Genomic DNA, 19,428 nt, shown 5'->3' on the forward strand with positions numbered 1-19,428 from the left:
GCACATTGCGAACAGACTTCGGCTCGGAGCGCTGATGGCCACCGCGGCCCTCGTGCTCACGGGCTGCCTCAGCGACAACTCGGCCCAGAGCGGCGCTGATGAGGACGACGGCCCCATCAGGATCGGCATCTCGCTGCCGTTGACAGGTGACTTCTCGGAGCCCGGCAAGGGCGTCCAGCGTGGGTACGAGACCTGGGCCGAGTACGTCAACTCCAACGGTGGTCTGCTGGGCAGGCAGGTCGAGCTGATCATCCTCGACGACCAGTCCAACGCCGACCGGGTCGCGTCCGACTACGAGCGGCTGATCAACACCGACAGGGTGGACCTCATCTTCGGGCCGTTCTCGACCCGTCTGGTGGTGCCGGCGGCCCAGGTCGCGCAGGACTACGGCTACCTCTTCGTCGAACCGGCAGGTGCGGCGGAGGAGGTCTTCACGCAGGGCTTCGACAACCTGTTCTACGCGGCACCCGCGGTGGCCGACGACCACTACAACCACCTGGCCGAGTACATCCTCGCTATGCCGGAGGACCAGCGCCCGTCGACCGCCGCGTACGCGGCGATGGACGATCCGTTCGCGCAGGGCACCGCATACGGCCTCAAGGAGAAGCTGGAGGCCGGCGGCATCCGCACCGTGGTGGACGAGGTCTACCCGCCCAACACCACCGACTTCGGCTCGATCGCGGCGAAGATCGCCGACTCGCGCGCCGACATCGTCGTCGGTGGCACCCAGTACCAGGACGCGGTGAACCTCATCGTGGCGTTGCGGCAGCTCAACTACCAGCCCGAGCTGGCGGCGTTCTCGACCGCGCCCACCAACCCCGAGTTCCCACAGGCGATCGGGCAGCAGACCACGGGCATCCTGTCGCCGACCGGCTACACGACGCAGGCCGGCTACCCGTCCAACGAGGTGTTCGTCGACTACTTCCAGGAAAAGCACGGAAACACGCCCACCGAGGACGAGGCCAACGCATGGACGACCGGCCAGGTCGTCGCCGCCGCGGTCGAGGCCGCCGGGTGCGCGAGCCCCGACACCGAGTGCCAGCGCCAGCTCATCGACTGGCTGCGGAACAACGAGGTCGAGACCGTCGTGGGCACGCTCAGCTGGGACGAGGCAGGCAGGCCGCAGAGTGCGCACCTGATCCAGCAGTACGTGGACGGCGAGATCAAGATCGTGCTGCCGGAGGACGCCGGCGAAGCCGAGTTCGTCTACCCGAAGCCCGCGTGGTGAGCCGGCCGTGACTGGATCGCTGCTGCTGCAGAGCCTCGTGCTCGGCGTGCTGCTCGGCGGGCTCTACGCTCTGCTGGCGGCGGGCCTGACCCTCTACTTCGGAGTGATGCGGGTGGTGATGATCGCCCACTCGGCGTTCCTCATCCTCGCCGCCTACCTCGCGTGGTTCTTCACCCGCGAGACCGGGCTCGACCCGCTGCTGTCGCTGGTGTTCACGGTGCCGTTGTTCTTCGCGATCGGTGTCGTGTTGCAGCGCCTGCTCATCGCGCGGCTGCGGCCCGCGACGCTCACGATGATGTCGGTGCTGCTCACGTTCTCGATCGCGATGGTCATCGAGGGCACGCTCGGGTTCCTCTTCACCGGAACACACCGGCGCGTCCAGTTGCCTTACTCCGGTGCGCATCTGGAGTTCTTCGGCGCGAGCATCGCGGTGGTCAAGCTCATCGCGTTCGGGCTCGCTGGGCTGTCGCTCGCGGCGTTGTACGTCCTGCTGAAGGTGACCAGGTTCGGCCAGGCGCTGCGCGCGACCATGCAGCACAAGGAGGCCGCGCAGCTGCTCGGCATCAAGACCGACCGGGTCGCGGGTTACGGCTTCGGCCTCGGCCTTGCCACCGCGGCGATCGGGGGCACGGCGCTCGCGCTGGACTCCACGATCTACCCGTCGCTGCACTGGCACTGGATCGGACCACTGATGGCGATCATCGTGGTCGGCGGGCTCGGCAGCATTCCGGGCGCCGCGATCGCCGCAATGGCGCTCGGGCTCGGGCAGAGCCTGCTGCAGGTGCCGCTCGGGACCACGTGGGCGCAGACGTTCTTCTACCTCGCACTGTTCGCGACCCTGATGTTCCGCCCGCAGGGATTCTTCGGAGGCCGCCTTGCCCAGCGATTCTGATCTCCTGACCGTCCACATCGACCGGCCGAGAACGACGGTCCGGGTGGCCAAGTTCGCCGGTCTGGTGGCGCTGGCCGCCGTCGTGGTCGCGTTCCCCGGCATGGCGCCCGACTCGTTCATCCTGTCGGTCGGCGTCGTGATCATGAGCTATGCGGTGCTGGCGACGTCGTGGAACTTCGTCGGCGGATTCACGGGTTACATCTCGCTCGGCCACGCCGCGTACTCGGGCCTCGGCGGGTACGCCACCGCGTTGCTCATCCTGCGAGCTGACGTCAACCCGTGGCTCGCGCTCGTCCTCGGTGCCGTGATCGTCGCGCTGCTCGCCGTGCCGATCGGCATCGCGAGCCTGCGCGTGCGCGGGGCGTCGTTCGTGATCGTCTCGATCGCGGTGGTACTGATCTTCCTGCTCGTGTTCCAGAGCTGGGGTACGTTCACCGGCGGTTCCAACGGCCTGCGCGTGCCGCGCCCGTTCGGGCCGGAGGTGCTGCGGCCCGAACAACACGAGCGGTTCTTCTACCTGCACGCCGTACTGCTCGCGCTCGCGCTGCTGTGCTGGTGGGCGATCGACCGCTCGCGGTTCGGCATGGGACTGAAGGCGATCCGAGAGGACGAGGACAAGGCACAGTCGCTTGGCGTGCCCACGTTCACCTACAAGCTCGTGGTGTTCGTGGTGTCGGCGTTCTTCACCGCGCTCGGCGGCGGGCTCTACGCACTGTGGTTCGGCTTCCTCGACCCGGTCTTCCAGTTCTCCATTCTCACGGGTTCCTATCTCGTGCTGATGAGTCTGCTGGGTGGCATCCGCAGCCTGCTCGGCCCCGTGCTGGGCGCGGTGATCGTCGCCTACGCCACCGAGTACTTCAAGGCACAGTACGGGGACACGCAGGCACATCTCATCGCGATGGGTGTGCTGCTGGGCATCGTCGTGCTGTTCATGCCCGACGGGATCATCCCCGCGGCGCGTGACCTGATCAACCGGTTCCGGCCGCAGCAGGCGTCCATCCGCGAGGTCACCGCGGCGGAACTGGCCGCGCAACGTGAGCAGGCCGAGCTCGCGGCCACGGCCAAGGGGGCGGGACAGTGACCACAACCACGCTGGAGACCGTCGAGCTCACCAAGTCCTTCGGTGGAGTGCACGCCGTCGACGGGGCGAGTGTGTCGTTCCGTCCCGGCAGGATCAACGCGCTGATCGGGCCCAACGGGTCGGGCAAGACGACGTTCTTCAACTGCGTCACCGGCATGATCAAACCGGACTCGGGCAGCGTCACCTACCGCGGCCACGACATCACCGGCAAGGCGCCGCACCGCATCGCGCGCGCTGGTATCGGCCGCAGCTTCCAGCTGTGCCGGGTCTTCCCGCGGATGACGGTGCTGGAGAACATGCTGGTGTCCGTCCGCAGTGGATCGTTGGTGGGCAGGCTGGCGCCCGCCCGGCAGCGCGGCGACATCGCGCGTGCCCGCGAGCTGCTCGCCCGGGTCGGTATCGACCACCTCGAACGCGCCGAGGCGCGCGATCTGTCCTATGGGCAGCAGAAGCTTCTCGAGTTGGCCGGGGTGCTCATGACCGATCCCGAGACGATCATGCTCGACGAACCGGCAGGGGGCGTGAACCCGGCACTGATCGACCGCATCGGCGGGCTGGTCCGTTCGCTCAACGGCGAGGGCAGGACGTTCATCGTCGTCGAACACAACATGGACATGGTGATGAGCCTGTCCGACCACGTCGTCGTCTTCGACCGGGGCAGGCCCATCGCCGAGGGCACGCCCGCCGAGGTCCAGGAGGACCCGCGAGTCCTGGAGGCCTACCTTGGCGTCTGACTACCTTCTCGAGCTCGTCGACATCGAGGCGGGCTACGGTCGTGCGGCGCTCGTGCTGCGCGGTCTCACAGTGCGGGTGCCGCCCGCGAGCGTGGTGTGCCTCGTCGGGCCCAACGGCGCGGGAAAGTCCACTGTGCTCAAGGTGGCCAGTGGAATGCTCGCGCCGCGTGCCGGCCGCATCCGCATCGGCGGCGAGGACATCACCGGCAGGGGTCCGCAGGACATGCTCAGGCACGGCCTTTCGCACGTGCTGCAGGGACACAGTGTGTTCAAGGAGATGACCGTCGGCGAGAACGTGCTGCTCGGCGCGTACACGCTGCGGGAGAAGGCACGGATCGCCGAGCGCGCCGACTTCGTCAAGACGCTGTTCCCCGTGGTGGCCGACCGGTGGGGTTCGCTGGCCGGTGCGCTGTCCGGGGGCCAGCAGAAGCAGGTCGAGTTCGCGCGCTCGCTCATGGTCAGCCCGCGGGTGGTGCTGCTCGACGAGCCGTCGATGGGCCTCGACCCGAAAGCCACTGCGACCGTGTTCGAACAGGTCGTACGGATGCGCGATGCGGGCACCGCGGTGCTGCTCGTCGAGCAGAACGCTCGCCGCGCACTGGAAACCGCCGACCTCGGCTGCGTGCTCGACCTCGGCCGCGTGCACATCTCCGGCCCCGCCACCGAGCTGCTGGCCGACCCGCAGCTCGGCGAGCTCTACCTGGGCAGCCGCAAGACCGACCGCCGCCAGCCATCGACACCGGGAGCAGACAAGTCATGACCGTGCACACTTACCGCATCCTCATGAACGGCGTCACCGGCCGCATGGGCTACCGGCAGCACCTGCTGCGTTCGATCCTCGCGATCCGCGACGACGGCGGCATACCGCTCGCGGACGGCAGCAGCATCCAGGTGGAGCCGGTGCTGGTGGGCCGCAACGGTGGCAAGCTCGCGACGATGGCCGCGCAGCACGGCATCGCCGACTGGAGCACCGACCTCGACACGCTGCTCGCCGAGGACGCCGCGCAGATCTACTTCGACGCGCAGGTCACCGGCGAGCGCAAGAAGGCGATCCTCAAGGCCATCGCCGCGGGCAAGCACATCTACACCGAGAAGCCCATCGGGTCCACGGTCGCCGAGGGCGAGGAACTGGTACAGGCCGCGGAGGCCGCCGGAGTCGTCAACGGTGTCGTGCACGACAAGCTGTACCTGCCGGGCCTGTTGAAACTCAAGCGGCTCATCGACTCCGGGTTCTTCGGGCGGATTCTGTCCGTGCGCGGGGAGTTCGGCTACTGGGTGTTCGAAGGGGACTGGCAGACCGCGCAGCGTCCATCCTGGAACTACCGCGCCGAGGACGGCGGCGGCATGGTGCTCGACATGTTCTGCCATTGGAACTACCTACTGGAGAACCTGTTCGGCCCGGTTCGCGCGGTGATGGCCAAGGCGGTGACGCACATCCCCGAGCGTTGGGACGAGCACGGGCGCAAGTACGAGGCGACGGCCGACGACGCCGCGTACGCGATCTTCGAGCTGGAAGGCGATGTCATCGCGCAGATCAACTCATCATGGGCGGTGCGCGTTGACCGCAAGGAGCTCGTCGAGTTCCAGGTGGACGGTACGCACGGCTCGGCGGTCGCCGGGCTTTGGGGCTGCCGGATCCAGTCGCGTGCGCGCACGCCGATGCCGGTGTGGAACCCCGACCTGCCGACTACGGAGGACTTCCGCGGCCAGTGGGAGGACATGCCGGACAACCAGGAGTTCGGCAACGGTTTCCGCGCCCAGTGGGAGCGGTTCCTGCTCGACGTCCACCATGGCAGGCGCCATCCCTACGATCTCGCAGCCGGGGTGCGCGGGCTGGCGCTGGTCGACGCGGGGCTGGCGTCGTCGAGGGAAGGCAGGCGGGTCGAGCTGTCCACCGGGGTGAGCTCATGAGCTCCATCGAACTGCCCGCTGCCGATGGTACGTGGACCCGACTGGAGCTGCGCGCGCCGCGGCAGTGGAAGGAGCACCCGCAGCCGTACTCCTCGCGGGTCGCGTTCGCAGCAGCGCACGTCGTCGCCGACCCGGTTGGCGACAACACGCCCGGGGTGCCGGCCGCCGTCGACTGGGAGTCCACTTTGGCCTTCCGGCGGGAGCTCTTCCGCTACGGCCTCGGTGTCGCGGAGGCGATGGACACCGCCCAGCGCAACATGGGCCTGGACTGGGCCGCGGTGCGGGAACTGGTGCGCCGCAGCGCCGAGCAGGCCCGCTCGCACGGAGCGCGCATCGCCTCCGGCGCGGGCACCGACCACCGCGACGAGATCGCCGACGTCGAGGGTGTGCTCGCCGCGTACGAGGAGCAGGTTGCCTACGTCGAGGGATGCGGCTCGCAGGTGATCGTCATGGCATCGCGGCACCTGGCGCGTGTGGCGGCGTCCGCCGACGACTACCTCCGGGTGTACGGCGCGATCCTGCGGCAGGTGCGCGAGCCGGTGATCCTGCACTGGCTCGGCGAGGCGTTCGACCCCCAGCTCGCCGGCTACTGGGGCTCGACGGATGTCGCGACCGCCACCGAGACCTTCCTCGCACTGGTGCGGGAACACGCGGCCAAGGTCGACGGCGTCAAGGTGTCGCTGTTGTCCGCCGAACACGAGCGCGGGCTGCGGGCCGCGCTGCCCGCCGGGGTGCGGCTGTATACCGGTGACGACTTCAACTACCCGGAGCTGATCCGCGGTGACGGCGAGCGCCACTCCGACGCGTTGCTGGGTGCGTTCTCCGCCATGGCGCCCGCGGCATCCGCCGCGCTGTCCGCATTGGACGACGGCGACCTGGAGACCTACGACGCCGAGCTGGCGCCGACGCTGCCGCTGTCGCGGCACGTGTTCGCCGCGCCGACCTTCTACTACAAGACCGGCATCGCGTTCCTGGCGTGGCTGTCCGGTCATCAGCGCGGGTTCACGATGATCGGCGGCCTGCAGTCGGCCCGTAGCATCCCGCACCTGGCGCGGATCTTCGAACTGGCCAACGAGGCGCAGCTGCTGCCCGATCCCGAGTTCGCCGCGTACCGGATGCGGCTGTGGCTCGAGGCGGCGGGTGCGGTGCGATGACGAGTACGGTGTCCACAACGGACGTTCCGTCCGGGTTGCCTGCTTGTATCCCGACGCCGGAGCCGGGTGACCCGCGGCTGGCTCGGCTGTCGCTCAACCAGCGCACCACCGCGAACTGGTCCCTACGTGAGGCGGTGGACGGCTGTGTCGCGGCGGGCATCGGTTCGATCGGCGTCTGGCGTGAGCCGGTGGCCGAGGTGGGTCTCGACGTTGCGGTACGGATGATCTCCGACGCGGGGCTGCGCGTGTCGAGTGTGTGCCGCGGCGGGTTCTTCACCTCGGCCGAGCCGGCCGCGCGGGCCGCCGCGCACGCCGACAACATCGCGGCGCTGGACGAGGCCGCAGCACTGGGCTGCGACACGCTCGTACTCGTGCCCGGTGGACTGCCCGCGGGTGACCGCGACCTCGCCGGTGCCCGGGGCCGCGCGGCGGATGCCGTCGGTGCACTGGTGCCCGCGGCGGCCGACCGCGGCGTGCGGCTGGGAATCGAACCCATGCACCCGATCTTCGCGGCCGACCGTGGTGTGGTCTCGACGCTCGCGCAGGCACTCGACATCGCCGAGGACCATCCCGAGGACGTCGTCGGCGTGGTCGTCGACACCTTCCACGTGTGGTGGGAGCCGGGCGTGGTCGGCCAGATCGCGCGGGCCGGGCGGCGCATCGTCAGCTACCAGGTGTGCGAGTGGATCACGCCGCTGCCGGCCGACTCGCTGCTGTCTCGCGGCATGATGGGCGATGGTCACATCGACTTCGCCACCCTGACCCGTGCCGTCGCCGAGGCGGGCTACACCGGCGACGTCGAGGTGGAGATCTTCAACGCGGACGTGTGGGCGGCCCCCGGCAGCGATGTGGTGGCCACGCTCGCCCGCCGGTACGTCGAGCTCGTGCAACCACATCTGTAACCACCACGATCCCCAACCCCTACCGAGGGATGGAGTCCAACGATGGGCAAGAAGAGATTGTGGGTGGCCGCAGCGAGCGCGTTTCTGCTTGCGGGCACCCTGGTGGCACAACCGGTCGCGGTCGGGGCAGAGCCCGTCGCCGGCGACCAGCCGATCACCGATCCGGTTCCCGAGGACCCGGTGCAGTCACGCCTCGGCCTGGTGCTCGAGGAGTACGCGCAGCTGCCGGAGTCCGACCCGACACCGCCGCCGACGGACTACCGGTTGATGCGGCACAACCGCATCAACTACATCGGTGAGGTCCCCGACGGGTCCGGCCGGCTGTACGTTCCCGACCTGAACGGCCCGCTCTACCTGCTCGACGGCAACGAGCAGCACGTCTATCTCGACATCAAGGAGCGGTTCGGCGACTTCTACTCCGGGCGTGGCATGGGCACCGGCTTCGGCTTCGTCACGTTCCACCCGGACTTCGCGCGTAATGGCAAGTTGTACACCGTCCACAGTGAAGACCGGGACGCGATCGCGACCAAGCCGCCGACCTACCCGAACCAGCCCAACGCGTTCGTGCAGAGTGTGGTGACCGAGTGGACCGCGGACGACTCGTCGTCCACTGTGTTCACCGGCACGCAGCGGGAGATCTTCCGTTTCGGCTTCACACAGCAGATCCACGCCATCCAGCAGATCGACTTCAACCCGACCGCCAAGCGCGGCGACGAGGACTACGGGCTGCTGTACCTCGCCGTCGGCGACGGCGGGATCGGCCTCGACACCGACATCACGCAGGAGCTGGACAACCCGGCCGGCAAGATCCTGCGGATCGACCCGCTCGGCACCAACGGACCCAACGGCCAGTACGGGATCCCTGCGTCCAACCCGTTCGCCGGCCAGGCCGGTGCGCTGGGTGAGATCTATGCCTACGGCATGCGTGACCCGCACCGGTTCACCTGGGACCGTGGTGGCAACAAGGCGATGTACCTCGGCCACATCGGACAGCGTGCCGTCGAGGCGATCTACGAGGTACGCAAGGGCGACAACCTCGGGTGGGCCGAGCGCGAGGGCATGTACCGCTTCGACCCGGCGACCCAATGCGCGCTGTTCCCGCTGCCCGAGGACGACGAGCAGTACAGCTACGTCTACCCGGTGGCGCAGTACGACCACGACCCGCCCGCCAACTGGCCGTGCAACTCCGACAGCGGCCATGCCGTATCGGGCGGTCAGGTGTACCGCGGTCAGGACTTCCCGCAGCTGTACGGAAAGTACGTCTTCGGTGATCTGGTCGACGGCCGGGTCTTCTACACCAACGTCAAGGACATGAAGCGCGGGAAGCAGCCCGCGACCATCCACGAGCTGCAGATCTTCGACACCGACGGCAAGCGCCTGCGGATGCCCGACCTCGTCGGCGACGAGCGGATCGATCTGCGGTTCGGCAGCAACGCCGCGGGTGAGCTGTTCCTGCTCGCCAAGGCGAACGGCAAGATCTGGAAGGTCGTCGATGTCAAGGAGGGCAGCGCGCGCTCGGAGGTCACCAACACCGTGCAGCGCAACCTGGTGGCCCACTACGACTTCGAGCACCCGTTCCCGGTCAACGGTGGCCAGGAGTACGACCTCGGCTCCTCGCGGACGCTGCTGAACCTCGTCAACGGTGGCTGGGACAGCCGGGTCGCTGATGGTGCCTACCCTGGCAGCAACAACGCGATCCAGCTCAGGCAGGTCAACCCGGCGCAGAACGGCAACGACGACTGGAAGGCCGGTGTCTGGCAGAACGACGCAAACAACGTCGAGTCGCTGAGCGACTTCGCCGGGGCGAAGGGCATCACGGTGATGGGCTGGTTCAAGATGACCGGCCAGAACCCGAGTCCGAACACGACGACGGCCGACCCGGACGACTACTACAACGCGGTCGGGCTCGCGGGCATCCTCTCCGGTGACTCCGACGGCCATGGTGTTCGGGCGCTGCTCGAGTTGATCAACGTCAACGGTGAGCTGCGTCTGGTGGCCCTCGGCCGCCGGCTCGACGGCGGCGCGTCGCAGACGTATGCGGCGTCGCAGAACTGGCAGGAGCTGTTGCCGCAGGGCCAGTGGGTGCACCTCGCGGCGACGTTCGACTACACGACAGGGAAGATGAAGCTGTACCGCAACGGCAAGGAGATCCCCGGCTTCTACACGGCCGCCGGTGACCCCTGGCAGCTGGACGGCACGGGCACGAGCCCGACCAACCCGCGCGGCATCAAGATCGGCGGCAGCTTCCCGCAGAACAACATCGAGCGCAACCCGTGCAACTGCCGCATGGACTCGCTGATGTTCCTCGACACGTCGCTGACCCCGGGGGCGGTGACCGAGCAGTACCGGAGGTTCTTCAACCGGTAGGGGAGTGAGTCGAGCAGCGGGGCCCGGGCAGCGAGTACTGTCCGGGCCCCGCGGCCCGCTCGGGGGCGGGATGCTGCTGAGCTCGAACGGCCCGACCCGGTAGTTCCCTGGCAGCATGTGGACGTCGAACAGGGTCGTCAGGTCGTCGCCGGGCAACCAGCGCGGTCTAGACCTCAAGAGCGCGCAGCAGGATTCGCAGGAGTCCGTCGAGTGTGCCGAGTTGCTTCTCGCTCAGCGCCGAAAGCAGCCGGGTGACGTTGGCCGTGTGCGCCGTCATCGCGTCCTCGACGGTGGCGGTGCCCCTGTCGGTGAGCCGGACGCGGAAGCTGCGCCGGTCCGCGGGGTCGAGGGTGCGCTCGACGAGCCCGGCCGCCTCCAGCCGATCCAGCCGGTTGGTCATGCCCGCGCGGGTCAGCATCAGTGTCGCGGAGAGTTGCGACGGCCTCAGCGTGTACGGATCGCCGGAGCGCCGCAGCGACGCGAGGACGTCGAACTCGCCCTTCTGCAGCCCGAACGCGGTGAAGACCGTCTCCTGCGCAGGGGCCAGCAGGAGCCCTACCCGGCCCAGGCGGCCTGCGACGGCGATGGCGTCGAGGTCCAGGTCCGGACGTTCCCGCACCCAAGCCTCGACCACGGCGTCGATGGCGTCGGGGTGCACTGCCTTCGTCTCACTCACGGCCACAGTCTATTCGATGCCGCGTCTATCCGATGCAGTATAGTTTGACGCCTTACTATCAGCTGTGTGACTATAAGGTCATGGGCACACCGCATCTCACCAGTCAGGAGATGCCGCCGCTCGTGGTGCGGCGGAACGAGGTGGAAGTCCTGGGAGCGGGACCGAACACGATCTCCCGGCTCGCCGACGTGCCGGCGACCGGAGGTTCCCTGAGTGCCACGCGCACGACGTCGGGCAAGGGGCAGGACGGGGCCGCGCCGCACTACCACCGCGCATCGGCGGAGACGTTCTTCGTCCTTGGCGGTGTTCTGCAGGTACTCATCGGCGTGGAGATCGTCACGGCGCAGGAAGGTGACCTACTGTTCGTGCCGCCACGCACCGTCCACGCCTTCGGCGCGGCGCCGGGATTCGGAGTGGACCTGCTGATCGCGTTCACCCTCGGTGTCGAGCGGTTCGGGTACTTCCGGCTCCTCGACCGGGTTCGCAATGGCGACGCCGAACCAGGGGGCGTTCTCAAGGGTAAGGGCGAGCCGCTGTTCCGCGAGGGCAGCGCCACGACTCTCGACCTGCTCGACACGACGACGTTCACCACCGGTGCCGTCGTCCTCACCTACCGGCCGGTCACGGCCACGTCCTGAACAGTTTCCGCACAGCACCGCGAAGGAGAACGCCGTGAACAACGAGGTCACCGACTACATCAACAAGACGCTCCCCTGGCAGGCGGAGGTCTGCGGCAAGCTGCGGGAGATGGTCCACGCGACCATCACCGACGCCGAGGAACAGCTGCAGTACGGCAAGCCGCATTTCCTGAGAAACGGCAAGCACGCCGCCGTGATCCACGTGGCGCGGAACAAGGTGTCGTTCATGGTGTTCGAGGCCGGTGGCATCGAGCCTGTGAAGGGTTTCCTGAGATCTCTTGGCAACGGCGACCGCAAGGCGGCCGACATCACCGAGGGTCAGGACGTCGACTACGACCTGCTCGCCGGCATCCTTGCCAAGACCAGCAGCAAGCTCTGACAACTGGCACTGCGGTGATGGTGCTCCCGTTCGCGCGAGGACGGAGGGGAGCACCGGCCCGCATCCTTTCCGCTTCGGTGGGGTGGTTGCCGTTATTCGGTGGGGTTGTTGGGTTTCAGGCACGCCTTCGGCGCGCCGTGTGAAACTGTCGCTCCTGTGTTTGGGTTTTGTCACTGTCTACTAGCGACAGTTCCCCACGGTCCGGGTATCGTTGTTCAGTCTCGGTTGGATCCTCTCCCGATTTGCTTGTAGTGGTCTACTTGACTGCGGTATGATGGGTCTTGTGGGGGATTCCTTGTTAGGGCAGCAGATTCCGGATCGGATCTTGGCTCTCAATCGGCTCAAGATGTGGGTTGAGGCTTCGTTGCATCGGGCTGTGGATGCGCTGGATGAGGATCGGGGGCGTGCTCCCGATGTGGCTGCCGAGTTGGCGTTGCTGCTTTCGGTGAGTGAGCAGCACGCTCGGCGGATGGTCGATCTGTCTACCACCTTGGTTCATCGGTTGCCTCGGACTTTGGCTGCTATGGAGTCTGGTGTTGTGGATTCTTATCGGGCTTCGAAGGTTGCTGCGGCGACGGCTTGGCTCAATGACCCGCAGGCTCGGGAGGTCGACTCGGCTGTCGCTCCTCGGCTTGTCGGTAAGAATCCTCATCAGGTGCGGCGGGCCGCTGCCTATTGGGCTCTGAAGGCTGATCCGGAGGGTGCTGCCCGTCGGGCGGGGCATCGTCGGGCGGAGCGGTCGGTGCAGTTGTTGCCGGGCGAGGATGGGATGTCCACGTTGCTCGCTGATCTGCCTGCTGAGGTTGCTTCATCCGTGTATGCGCGGGTTGATCGGATGGCCCGTACCTTGCGCGGTGCCAATGAATCGCGCACCCTCGACCAACTTCGGGCCGACGTGTTCGCTGAGCTTCTCCTGGGTTCGCCCACCACCGGTTCCGGGGTGAAGGCTGATGTGCATGTCTATGTCGATCTCACGACTCTGGCTGGGTTGAACGACGATCCCGCGCAGTTGGCGGGGTACGGTCCGATTCCGGCTGCGGTGGCACGGGAGATCGCCGAAGAACCCTCCTCGACGTGGCGGCGGATCGTCACCGATCCCCTCACCGGGGCGCCGGTGGACGTGGGACGGCGCCGCTACCGCCCACCCGCCGTGACCGACGAGTTCGTGCGAGTACGGGACCGCGAATGCCGTTTCCCGTCGTGCCACCGGCCGGCGCACTTCGGCGACAACGACCACCACACTCCGTGGAGCGACCGAGGAACTACGGATCAGGCGAATCTGGTCAACCTCTGCCGCCGCCATCACCGACTCAAGGACCGACCCGGGTGGACCTACCGACTGCACCCGGACACGGGGGTCGTCACCGTCACGACACCGAGCGGCGGCACCTACACCAGCAGCGTTCGACCGCTGCACGAACCGCGCTCACCTTAGCCGGACCACTTTGCCGCCTGCTGCAGGATTTGCCGCAGCCAGCGGTGTGCCTCATCGTGCTCCTTCTGCTCGTGCCACCACAGCGTCTCAACGATCGGTGGCGGGTTACCCGGGCAGTCGAGCACGCGCAGATCCGTGCGAGCGGCTAAACGGCGGGCGATCCTGTGCTGCAGGATCGCGATCCGGTCGGTGCCCGCGACCAGGTACGGCGTCGCCTGATAGCTGTCGACCCGCACGGCGACCCTGGGCCGGGTCGCCAGGCGGCCCATCAGCGGGCCCAGCGGTGAGCTCGGCGGGTAGCCGCCATCCGGATGATGCGGCACGACCCACGGCAGCCGCTCGAGGTCAGCCAGCTCGAGCCGGTCGCCCACCGGATTGTCCCGGTCGACCACACACACCCATCGGTCGCGGAACAGTTCCTGCGAACGGATACCGGGCGTGCGCAGGTCGGCCTTGGGAGCCGAGATCATCCCGTCCATGACCCGCAGCGTCTCCAGGACGTCGGAGGGCAACGCCTCCCGCACCACCCGGATGTGCAGCCGAATGCTCGGTGCCGCCTCATACATCTCGCGCGAAAACCGCTCACCCAGTGCGGCCAGCACATAGTCCGGCATCAGCAAGGTGAACTCGCGCTCCGACTCCATCGGATCGAACTCCGGGCTCGTGGCGAACAACCGCTCCAAGCTCGTGCACACCGGTTCCACCTGCCCGGCGAGCTGCACCGCCAGCGGAGACAGCACATAAGACCCACGAGACCGGACCAGCAGCTGGTCGTTGAAATGCCGCCGCAACCGCGACAACGCCGCGCTCGCCGTCGGCTGGCTGACGCCGACCCGCTCGGCCGCACGCGTCACGTTGCGTTCCCGGAGCAACTCGCGCAGAAACACCAGCAGGTTGAGGTCCAGGCTCGCCAGCGATGTCGGTCGCCGCGTCACTGTGCGCCGACCCGAACCCATGGCCTCCATTAGTGCCCGGACGTGATCAGCTGTCAAGAACGCGCCCGCCCGGTCGACAGGAATGCGCGCAGCTCACGCACCGTCGCCGCCGGGCTCTCCTCGGCGAGATAGTGCCCGCAGTCGAGACTGCTGCCCACGGCCTCCGGCGCCCACCGGCGCCACATCTCCAGCACATCCGGGGTCCGGCCGAGTGGGCCTGCGTTGCCCCACAGGACCAGCGTGGGACAGCCGATCCGCCGCCGGCCGCGGTCGGCCTCGTCGTCGGCGCGATCCACGGTGGCGCCCGCCCGGTAGTCCTGGCACATGGCGTGGATGACCGAGGGCCGGTGGAACGCCGCGCGGTAGGCGGCACGCGCCTCCTCGGCGAAGACGCCGTCGGTGCCACGCAGGAAGAACGCGTCCGGATCGGCGGCGATCAGCCGTTCCGGCAGCGTGCCGTCCTGGGCGAGGAAAAACCAGTGCCAGGCCGAACGGGCGAAGGTGGCGTCGACGCGGGCGAAGACGTCGCCGGTGGGCAGGATGTCCAGCACGCCGAGCGCCGTCACCGCGTCTGGATGGTCCAGCGCGAGCCGGTAGGCGCACCGGGCTCCCCGGTCGTGCCCCACGACGGCGAACCGGTCGAACCCCAGCGCCGCCATGACCGCCACCTGGTCGACGGCCATGCACCGCTTGCTGAACGTCACCGGATTGTCCGCCGTCCCCGGCGGCGGAGTGCTGTCGCCGTACCCGCGCAGGTCGGCGGTGACCACCGTGCGCTCCCGAGCCAGCTCGGGCGCAACACGGTGCCACATCGCCGACGTCTGCGGGTAGCCGTGCAGCAACAACACCGGCGGCCCGCTGCCGCCGGTGCGCACCCGGATGCGCGCCCCGGACGGCGTTGTCACATCCCGCTCGGCGAAGCCCTCGAACATCAGCCGAGCCGATACCACTCGACGGCGTTGCCGGCGAGTACCGCGTTCGTCTCGGCGGCGGTCAGGGCGGCGAGGAGCCGGTCCTGCCCCCGGCCATGGTCGTGCGGATGGTCGCTCGCGTACATGAGCATGGCCTCGGCGTCGACCAGGTCCAGCACCTGCCGCGCCTGTTCCGGATCGCGCGGCAGGTGGGCGGGCGCCGTCGTCAACCGCATGTGCTGCCGCACGATCTCCGACGGTTTGTCGTCGAGCCACGGCACCTCGCGCCAGACCCCCTTCCAGTCCTTGTCGAACCGCCACAGCAACGTGGGCAGCCAGGAGAACCCGCATTCCAGCAGTGCCACCCGCAGGCCGGGAAGCTCGGCGAACACGCCTTCGGTGACCAGGCTGGTCAGCTGCGCCTGCGCGATCATCTGCGAGTTGGCCAGATAGTCCTCGAGGTAGGTGTGCGTGATCCCGGTCGGGGTGGCGGCGTTGCCGGTCCGGCCCCACGCGTGCAGGCCGACGACGAGACCGTGCTCGGCCGCGGCCCGCAGCAGCGCCCGGTGCCGCCTGTTGCCCCACGGCGCATCCGTGCGCACCGGCAGCAGCACCTGGACGATCCCGGGATGATCGCCGATCCGCTCGATCTCGGCGACCGCGGCGTCGGTGTCCAGCGTCGTCACCACCATGCTGGCCCGCAGGCGATCGTCCGCGGACAGCCATTCCGCGATCAGCCAGTCGTTCACCGCCCGGGTGAGCGCGGCCTCGTAGTACGGGTTGCGGTTGGCAGAGAAGGAGGTGGTGCACGTGAGCACAGCCGCGCGCAGTGCGTGCCGATCCAGCACCTGCGCACGGATATCGGCCACAGCCCGCGCCGGGAACAGACCCGCCGCCCTGGCCTCCGGTGTGGCGCTCGTCGGCGCCTGCGGGGGATACGCCCCTGCCTGCGCGGTGGAGATCGACAGACCGCTCTCCACGACGTAGTTGCGCCAGTAGGGTTCGAGGTAGGGCTTCAGCTCCGCGAGCGAACCGGGTGCACAGTGGACCTCGGTGTCGACCGTCCCGGTGGCGATGGCGGCGGTCGTCATCGCGTCACCTCCGTGGCCCGCTGCGGGAGGTCGTAGAGCCGGCAGGCGTTGGCGCCCATGATCCCGTCGCGTAACGCCGCCGGGAACAGCCGCGGCGCATGCCGCGGGGAGTCGAAGTCCCAGTGCGGGTAGTCGGAGGCGAACATGATCCGCTCGCCCATCCCGATGTGCCCCAGTATGACCTCCAGATCCGCCGGGTTATCCGGCTCCTCGATGGGCTGAGTCGTGAACCAGAAGTGCTCACGGATGTACTCGGACGGTGGCTTGCGCAGGTGCGGCACGTCGAGCCGGAGCTGCTCCCACGCGTCGTCGAGCGCCCACATCAGTGGTGCCGCCCAGGCGATCCCGCCCTCGATGCAGATAACCTGCAGGTCCGGGTACTGGTCGAAGACGCCCTCGCACAGCATGCTGACGACGAGCGACGCCATCGTGTTGCCGTTCCACACGTGTTCTTCGAGGTAGAACGACGGCCAGCCTGCGCCACGATGCAGTTCCAGGCCCCCGGTGTGCGCGGCGATCGGCAACCCGGCCTCGGCGGCGGCGGCGTAGATCGGCCAGTACCGCCTGCGACCGAAGCCGAGCTCACCACCCGTGGACAGCAGCACCTGGACGAAACGCGGATCGCCCGCGCGCCGCAGGATCTCCTCGGCCGCCAGGTCGGGTGACTCGACCGGGATCGCGATCGAGCTGCGCAGCCTCGGCTCGGGGTCGAGCAGCGCGTCCTGTTGCCAGTCGTTGAGTGCGCGGCACAATGCCGCGGCGTACTCCGGCTCCTCGACACCCCAGCTGTGCCCCTGCAGGGGGATGAGGATGCCGTGGTCGACGTCGAACTCGTCGAGCAACTGGCTCCGGATCAGCCCCAGATCGCTGCCGGGCGGTCCCGCCTCCGGCCAGGAGTCGAGGCGGAACCCCGCGTTGCGGACCCGCGGGTAGATTTCCGGCGGTCCCGGCACCCTGCTGCCGAACATGTCCCATCGCGCCTGGTGCGCCGCCGACAACCGCGAGCGGATCTCGGCGGCCGGAGCGGCCGGATGGATGTCCGTGTCGACGATCGTGTAGCCGGGCTTGCCCGGCGCCCTGCCGGGTGCCTCAGCGACTGCTGGGCTGCTCACGTTGCCCTCCCGTTGTCCCGCGGCGCGCGCCGCCGCTGGTATCCACTACTACGTAGGCATCCTCGACGTGTACCGGGAACGTCTCGGCGACGTAGGGACCGGGTATGCGCCCGCCCTTCGGTTCGCCGGTGCCGACCTCCACCGACACGTCGTAGGTGCGGGCCGGGGGCTCGTCCGGCCCGAGGAACGACTGGCCGGTCGCGAGGTCGTATTCCCAGCCGTGCCAAGGGCAGGCGACCAGGGCCTCTTCCTCGTCCAGCACGAACTCGCCCGGCCTGCTGGACTGGATCCACGGCTGCGTCGCACCAAGGCAGAGCGGACCGCCCTGGTGCGGACAGTAGTTGTTCAGCGCGTAGAAGTTGTCGCCGACCCGGAACACACCAATCGAGCGCCGGCCCGCCTGGACGATCCTGCGTTCCCCCGGCGGGAACTCGTCGAGCCGCGAAACCACGATCCTCATGTTCGAGGACAGTAGAGATCCACCCCGGCCGCCAGGAAAGAGAAAGTTTCGATGCCCCGCATCGACGGTGTCGATACCGGCGAACCGGCCTGCCCGTCGCGCACGTGTGGACGGTCACGGGTACATGCCTGTTCAGCCAAGGAAAACCCGCGCCGGTGACCATCCGTTGTTCACTGCCGATCAGAGCAAGCGCGAGGCACGTGGCGGCCTGGGGAGATCGATCCGAAACTTGACGCGGGCCGACGGCTCGGGTCAACTTCCTTCCCAGCCGGTCACAGGGTGGTGTCCGGAGAAACGAGGAGACAGATCGTGCCTACTCATTCGCTGATTCCGTCCTCGCTGTCCAGAAGGACCTTTCTCAAACGCTCCGCACTGGCCACGGCCGCCGCGGCGGCCGGTCCCGCGCTTCTCACGGCGTGCGGCTCCAGCCCGGCCGACGGTGGCAACGGCGGCGAGGCGATGACGTTCCTCAGCATCCTGCCCCTGGAAACCCTGTCCATGGCACCGGAGTTGCTCGCGGTGGCCGGTGGTCATTTCGCCAAGCACGGCCTGGATGTCACGCTCCAGGCGGTGAAGGGCTCGCCGCAGGCCATGCAGACGCTGCTCGCCGGGGTCGGGCCGGTGACCAGGCTGGGCCAGATCGACGTGATGGCCGCGGTGGCGGAGGCAAAGCAGCCGCTGGTGAACATCGGTACGCTCAGCCGGGGTTCGACCGTGCGCGTCGTGTACAGCAAGCAGGATCCGTTGGAGAAGCCGGAGGACTTCGTCGGCAAGACGATCGGTGTGCCGTCGGAGGGCGGTACGAGCAGCAAGGTCGTCTCGCTTGTGCTGGCCAACGCCGGTCTCGACCCCGAAACGGTACCCCGCCAGGTCACCGGCCTCACGCCAGGCACGTTCAACCTGGTGCAGCAGGGCCGCATCGCCGGTTATGTCGTCAGCATCGACACGGCGACCATCGTCATGTCGCAGCACGACGACGCGGGGGTCTTCGACCCCAGCACGGTCGTGAAGTCCGACTCGCAGGTCTATGTGTCTACTGAGGACACGATTCAGAATAGCCCGGACGCGCTCAAGGCCTTCATGGCCGGGATCCGCGATGCGCTGGCCGAGTTCGTGGCCGACTCGAACTTCGACAAGACGATCGCCGCGCTGCGTAAGGAGTATTCCTTCGCGACGTTGGACGACGACACGATCGCCAGGCAGAGCCTCACGATGAGCCGTGAGTTGTGGACTGGTGGCGATGCGTCGAAGCCGTTGCTGGTCACCGACGAAGCCGCCTGGGCCGCCGGATACGGGGAACTGGTCGCGGCCGGACAGGCGAAGCCCGGGGGAGACCCGGCTTCCTGGTTCGACAACAGCCTGCTGCCCGAGCCCAAAGCTTGAGCCCGAGGAGTCGCATGTCCAGCCACCACGAGGTTGAAACCCTGGATCCGTCTGTTGTTTCTTCTGTGCCGGTCAAGTTGGAGTTGATTGGTGTGGGGAAGGAGTTTGTTACGAAGCGGGCGACGACGCGGGCGTTGCA

Annotated in this window: 19 protein-coding genes; 13 read left to right on the top strand and 6 right to left on the bottom strand. The window is 68.1% G+C overall.

Going from position 1 to position 19,428, the window contains the following annotated elements; genetic code table 11:
• The first annotated feature begins 34 nt into the window (after positions 1 to 34).
• From ABZ863_RS19615 to ABZ863_RS19655, 9 genes are read left to right on the top strand one after another with little or no spacing between them, the layout of a single operon-like run.
• The gene (locus tag ABZ863_RS19615) at positions 35 to 1,228 is read left to right on the top strand and encodes an amino acid ABC transporter substrate-binding protein (RefSeq protein ID WP_358537454.1); all 1,194 of its coding nucleotides are present in this window, start codon (positions 35 to 37) and stop codon (positions 1,226 to 1,228) included.
• Between the two features lie 7 nt (positions 1,229 to 1,235).
• The gene (locus ABZ863_RS19620) at positions 1,236 to 2,120 is read left to right on the top strand and encodes a branched-chain amino acid ABC transporter permease (protein WP_358537457.1); all 885 of its coding nucleotides are present in this window, start codon (positions 1,236 to 1,238) and stop codon (positions 2,118 to 2,120) included.
• Positions 2,104 to 3,201: a branched-chain amino acid ABC transporter permease gene (locus ABZ863_RS19625; protein ID WP_358537460.1), complete on the top strand. Its 1,098-nt coding sequence runs from the start codon at positions 2,104 to 2,106 to the stop codon at positions 3,199 to 3,201. The genes ABZ863_RS19620 and ABZ863_RS19625 overlap by 17 nt, the downstream gene beginning before the upstream one ends.
• Complete coding sequence (locus tag ABZ863_RS19630; protein ID WP_358537463.1) at positions 3,198 to 3,935, top strand: ABC transporter ATP-binding protein; 738 nt, start codon at positions 3,198 to 3,200, stop codon at positions 3,933 to 3,935. Before ABZ863_RS19625 ends, ABZ863_RS19630 begins: the two co-directional genes overlap by 4 nt.
• On the top strand, positions 3,925 to 4,695 hold the full coding sequence (locus ABZ863_RS19635; RefSeq protein ID WP_358537466.1) for an ABC transporter ATP-binding protein: 771 nt from the start codon (positions 3,925 to 3,927) through the stop codon (positions 4,693 to 4,695). The genes ABZ863_RS19630 and ABZ863_RS19635 overlap by 11 nt, the downstream gene beginning before the upstream one ends.
• Positions 4,692 to 5,846, top strand: coding sequence for a Gfo/Idh/MocA family oxidoreductase (locus ABZ863_RS19640; RefSeq protein ID WP_358537469.1), 1,155 nt, complete (start codon positions 4,692 to 4,694; stop codon positions 5,844 to 5,846). Before ABZ863_RS19635 ends, ABZ863_RS19640 begins: the two co-directional genes overlap by 4 nt.
• A complete protein-coding gene (locus tag ABZ863_RS19645) occupies positions 5,843 to 7,000 on the top strand; it encodes a dihydrodipicolinate synthase family protein (RefSeq protein WP_358537472.1) in 1,158 nt (385 codons plus the stop codon). The genes ABZ863_RS19640 and ABZ863_RS19645 overlap by 4 nt, the downstream gene beginning before the upstream one ends.
• Positions 6,997 to 7,902 carry a sugar phosphate isomerase/epimerase gene (locus ABZ863_RS19650; RefSeq protein ID WP_358537475.1) on the top strand — a complete coding sequence of 302 codons (906 nt, stop codon included), beginning with the start codon at positions 6,997 to 6,999 and terminating at the stop codon, positions 7,900 to 7,902. The genes ABZ863_RS19645 and ABZ863_RS19650 overlap by 4 nt, the downstream gene beginning before the upstream one ends.
• A 42-nt stretch (positions 7,903 to 7,944) precedes the next feature.
• The gene (locus ABZ863_RS19655) at positions 7,945 to 10,269 is read left to right on the top strand and encodes a PQQ-dependent sugar dehydrogenase (protein ID WP_358537478.1); all 2,325 of its coding nucleotides are present in this window, start codon (positions 7,945 to 7,947) and stop codon (positions 10,267 to 10,269) included.
• A gap of 166 nt (positions 10,270 to 10,435) precedes the next feature.
• On the opposite strand, the gene ABZ863_RS19660 is transcribed toward ABZ863_RS19655, so the two are convergent.
• A complete protein-coding gene (locus ABZ863_RS19660) occupies positions 10,436 to 10,945 on the bottom strand; it encodes a MarR family transcriptional regulator (protein WP_358537481.1) in 510 nt (169 codons plus the stop codon).
• 80 nt (positions 10,946 to 11,025) lie between these two features.
• On the opposite strand from ABZ863_RS19660, the gene ABZ863_RS19665 reads away from it, so the two are divergent.
• The 3 genes from ABZ863_RS19665 (at position 11,026) to ABZ863_RS19675 (ending at position 13,397) form a co-directional block, all read left to right on the top strand.
• The gene (locus tag ABZ863_RS19665) at positions 11,026 to 11,583 is read left to right on the top strand and encodes a cupin domain-containing protein (RefSeq protein WP_358537484.1); all 558 of its coding nucleotides are present in this window, start codon (positions 11,026 to 11,028) and stop codon (positions 11,581 to 11,583) included.
• Between the two features lie 34 nt (positions 11,584 to 11,617).
• Positions 11,618 to 11,962, top strand: a complete 345-nt coding sequence (locus tag ABZ863_RS19670; RefSeq protein WP_358537487.1) for a DUF1801 domain-containing protein — start codon at positions 11,618 to 11,620, stop codon at positions 11,960 to 11,962.
• A gap of 283 nt (positions 11,963 to 12,245) precedes the next feature.
• Positions 12,246 to 13,397 (top strand): DUF222 domain-containing protein, encoded by a 1,152-nt coding sequence (locus ABZ863_RS19675; RefSeq protein WP_358537490.1) that lies wholly within the window; start codon positions 12,246 to 12,248, stop codon positions 13,395 to 13,397.
• Here ABZ863_RS19675 and ABZ863_RS19680 read toward each other — a convergent pair.
• The 5 genes from ABZ863_RS19680 to ABZ863_RS19700 are packed head-to-tail and all read right to left on the bottom strand — an operon-like array spanning position 13,394 to position 17,906.
• Positions 13,394 to 14,332, bottom strand: coding sequence for a LysR family transcriptional regulator (locus tag ABZ863_RS19680; RefSeq protein WP_358537493.1), 939 nt, complete (start codon positions 14,330 to 14,332; stop codon positions 13,394 to 13,396). The two genes, ABZ863_RS19675 and ABZ863_RS19680, sit on opposite strands and share 4 nt — an antisense overlap.
• A gap of 53 nt (positions 14,333 to 14,385) precedes the next feature.
• Positions 14,386 to 15,264: an alpha/beta hydrolase gene (locus ABZ863_RS19685; protein WP_358537496.1), complete on the bottom strand. Its 879-nt coding sequence runs from the start codon at positions 15,262 to 15,264 to the stop codon at positions 14,386 to 14,388.
• Positions 15,264 to 16,334, bottom strand: a complete 1,071-nt coding sequence (locus ABZ863_RS19690) for an amidohydrolase family protein (protein ID WP_358537499.1) — start codon at positions 16,332 to 16,334, stop codon at positions 15,264 to 15,266. Before ABZ863_RS19690 ends, ABZ863_RS19685 begins: the two co-directional genes overlap by 1 nt.
• Positions 16,331 to 17,446: an amidohydrolase family protein gene (locus ABZ863_RS19695; protein WP_358537502.1), complete on the bottom strand. Its 1,116-nt coding sequence runs from the start codon at positions 17,444 to 17,446 to the stop codon at positions 16,331 to 16,333. Before ABZ863_RS19695 ends, ABZ863_RS19690 begins: the two co-directional genes overlap by 4 nt.
• On the bottom strand, positions 17,424 to 17,906 hold the full coding sequence (locus ABZ863_RS19700; protein WP_358537505.1) for a Rieske 2Fe-2S domain-containing protein: 483 nt from the start codon (positions 17,904 to 17,906) through the stop codon (positions 17,424 to 17,426). Before ABZ863_RS19700 ends, ABZ863_RS19695 begins: the two co-directional genes overlap by 23 nt.
• A 309-nt stretch (positions 17,907 to 18,215) precedes the next feature.
• Here ABZ863_RS19700 and ABZ863_RS19705 point away from each other — a divergent pair, with 309 nt between their 5' ends.
• Positions 18,216 to 19,289: an ABC transporter substrate-binding protein gene (locus tag ABZ863_RS19705; RefSeq protein ID WP_358537507.1), complete on the top strand. Its 1,074-nt coding sequence runs from the start codon at positions 18,216 to 18,218 to the stop codon at positions 19,287 to 19,289.
• Positions 19,290 to 19,428: the final 139 nt, after the last annotated feature.

This window comes from Saccharomonospora sp. NPDC046836, assembly GCF_040645195.1.
In the GTDB taxonomy this organism is placed as follows: domain Bacteria; phylum Actinomycetota; class Actinomycetes; order Mycobacteriales; family Pseudonocardiaceae; genus Prauserella_A.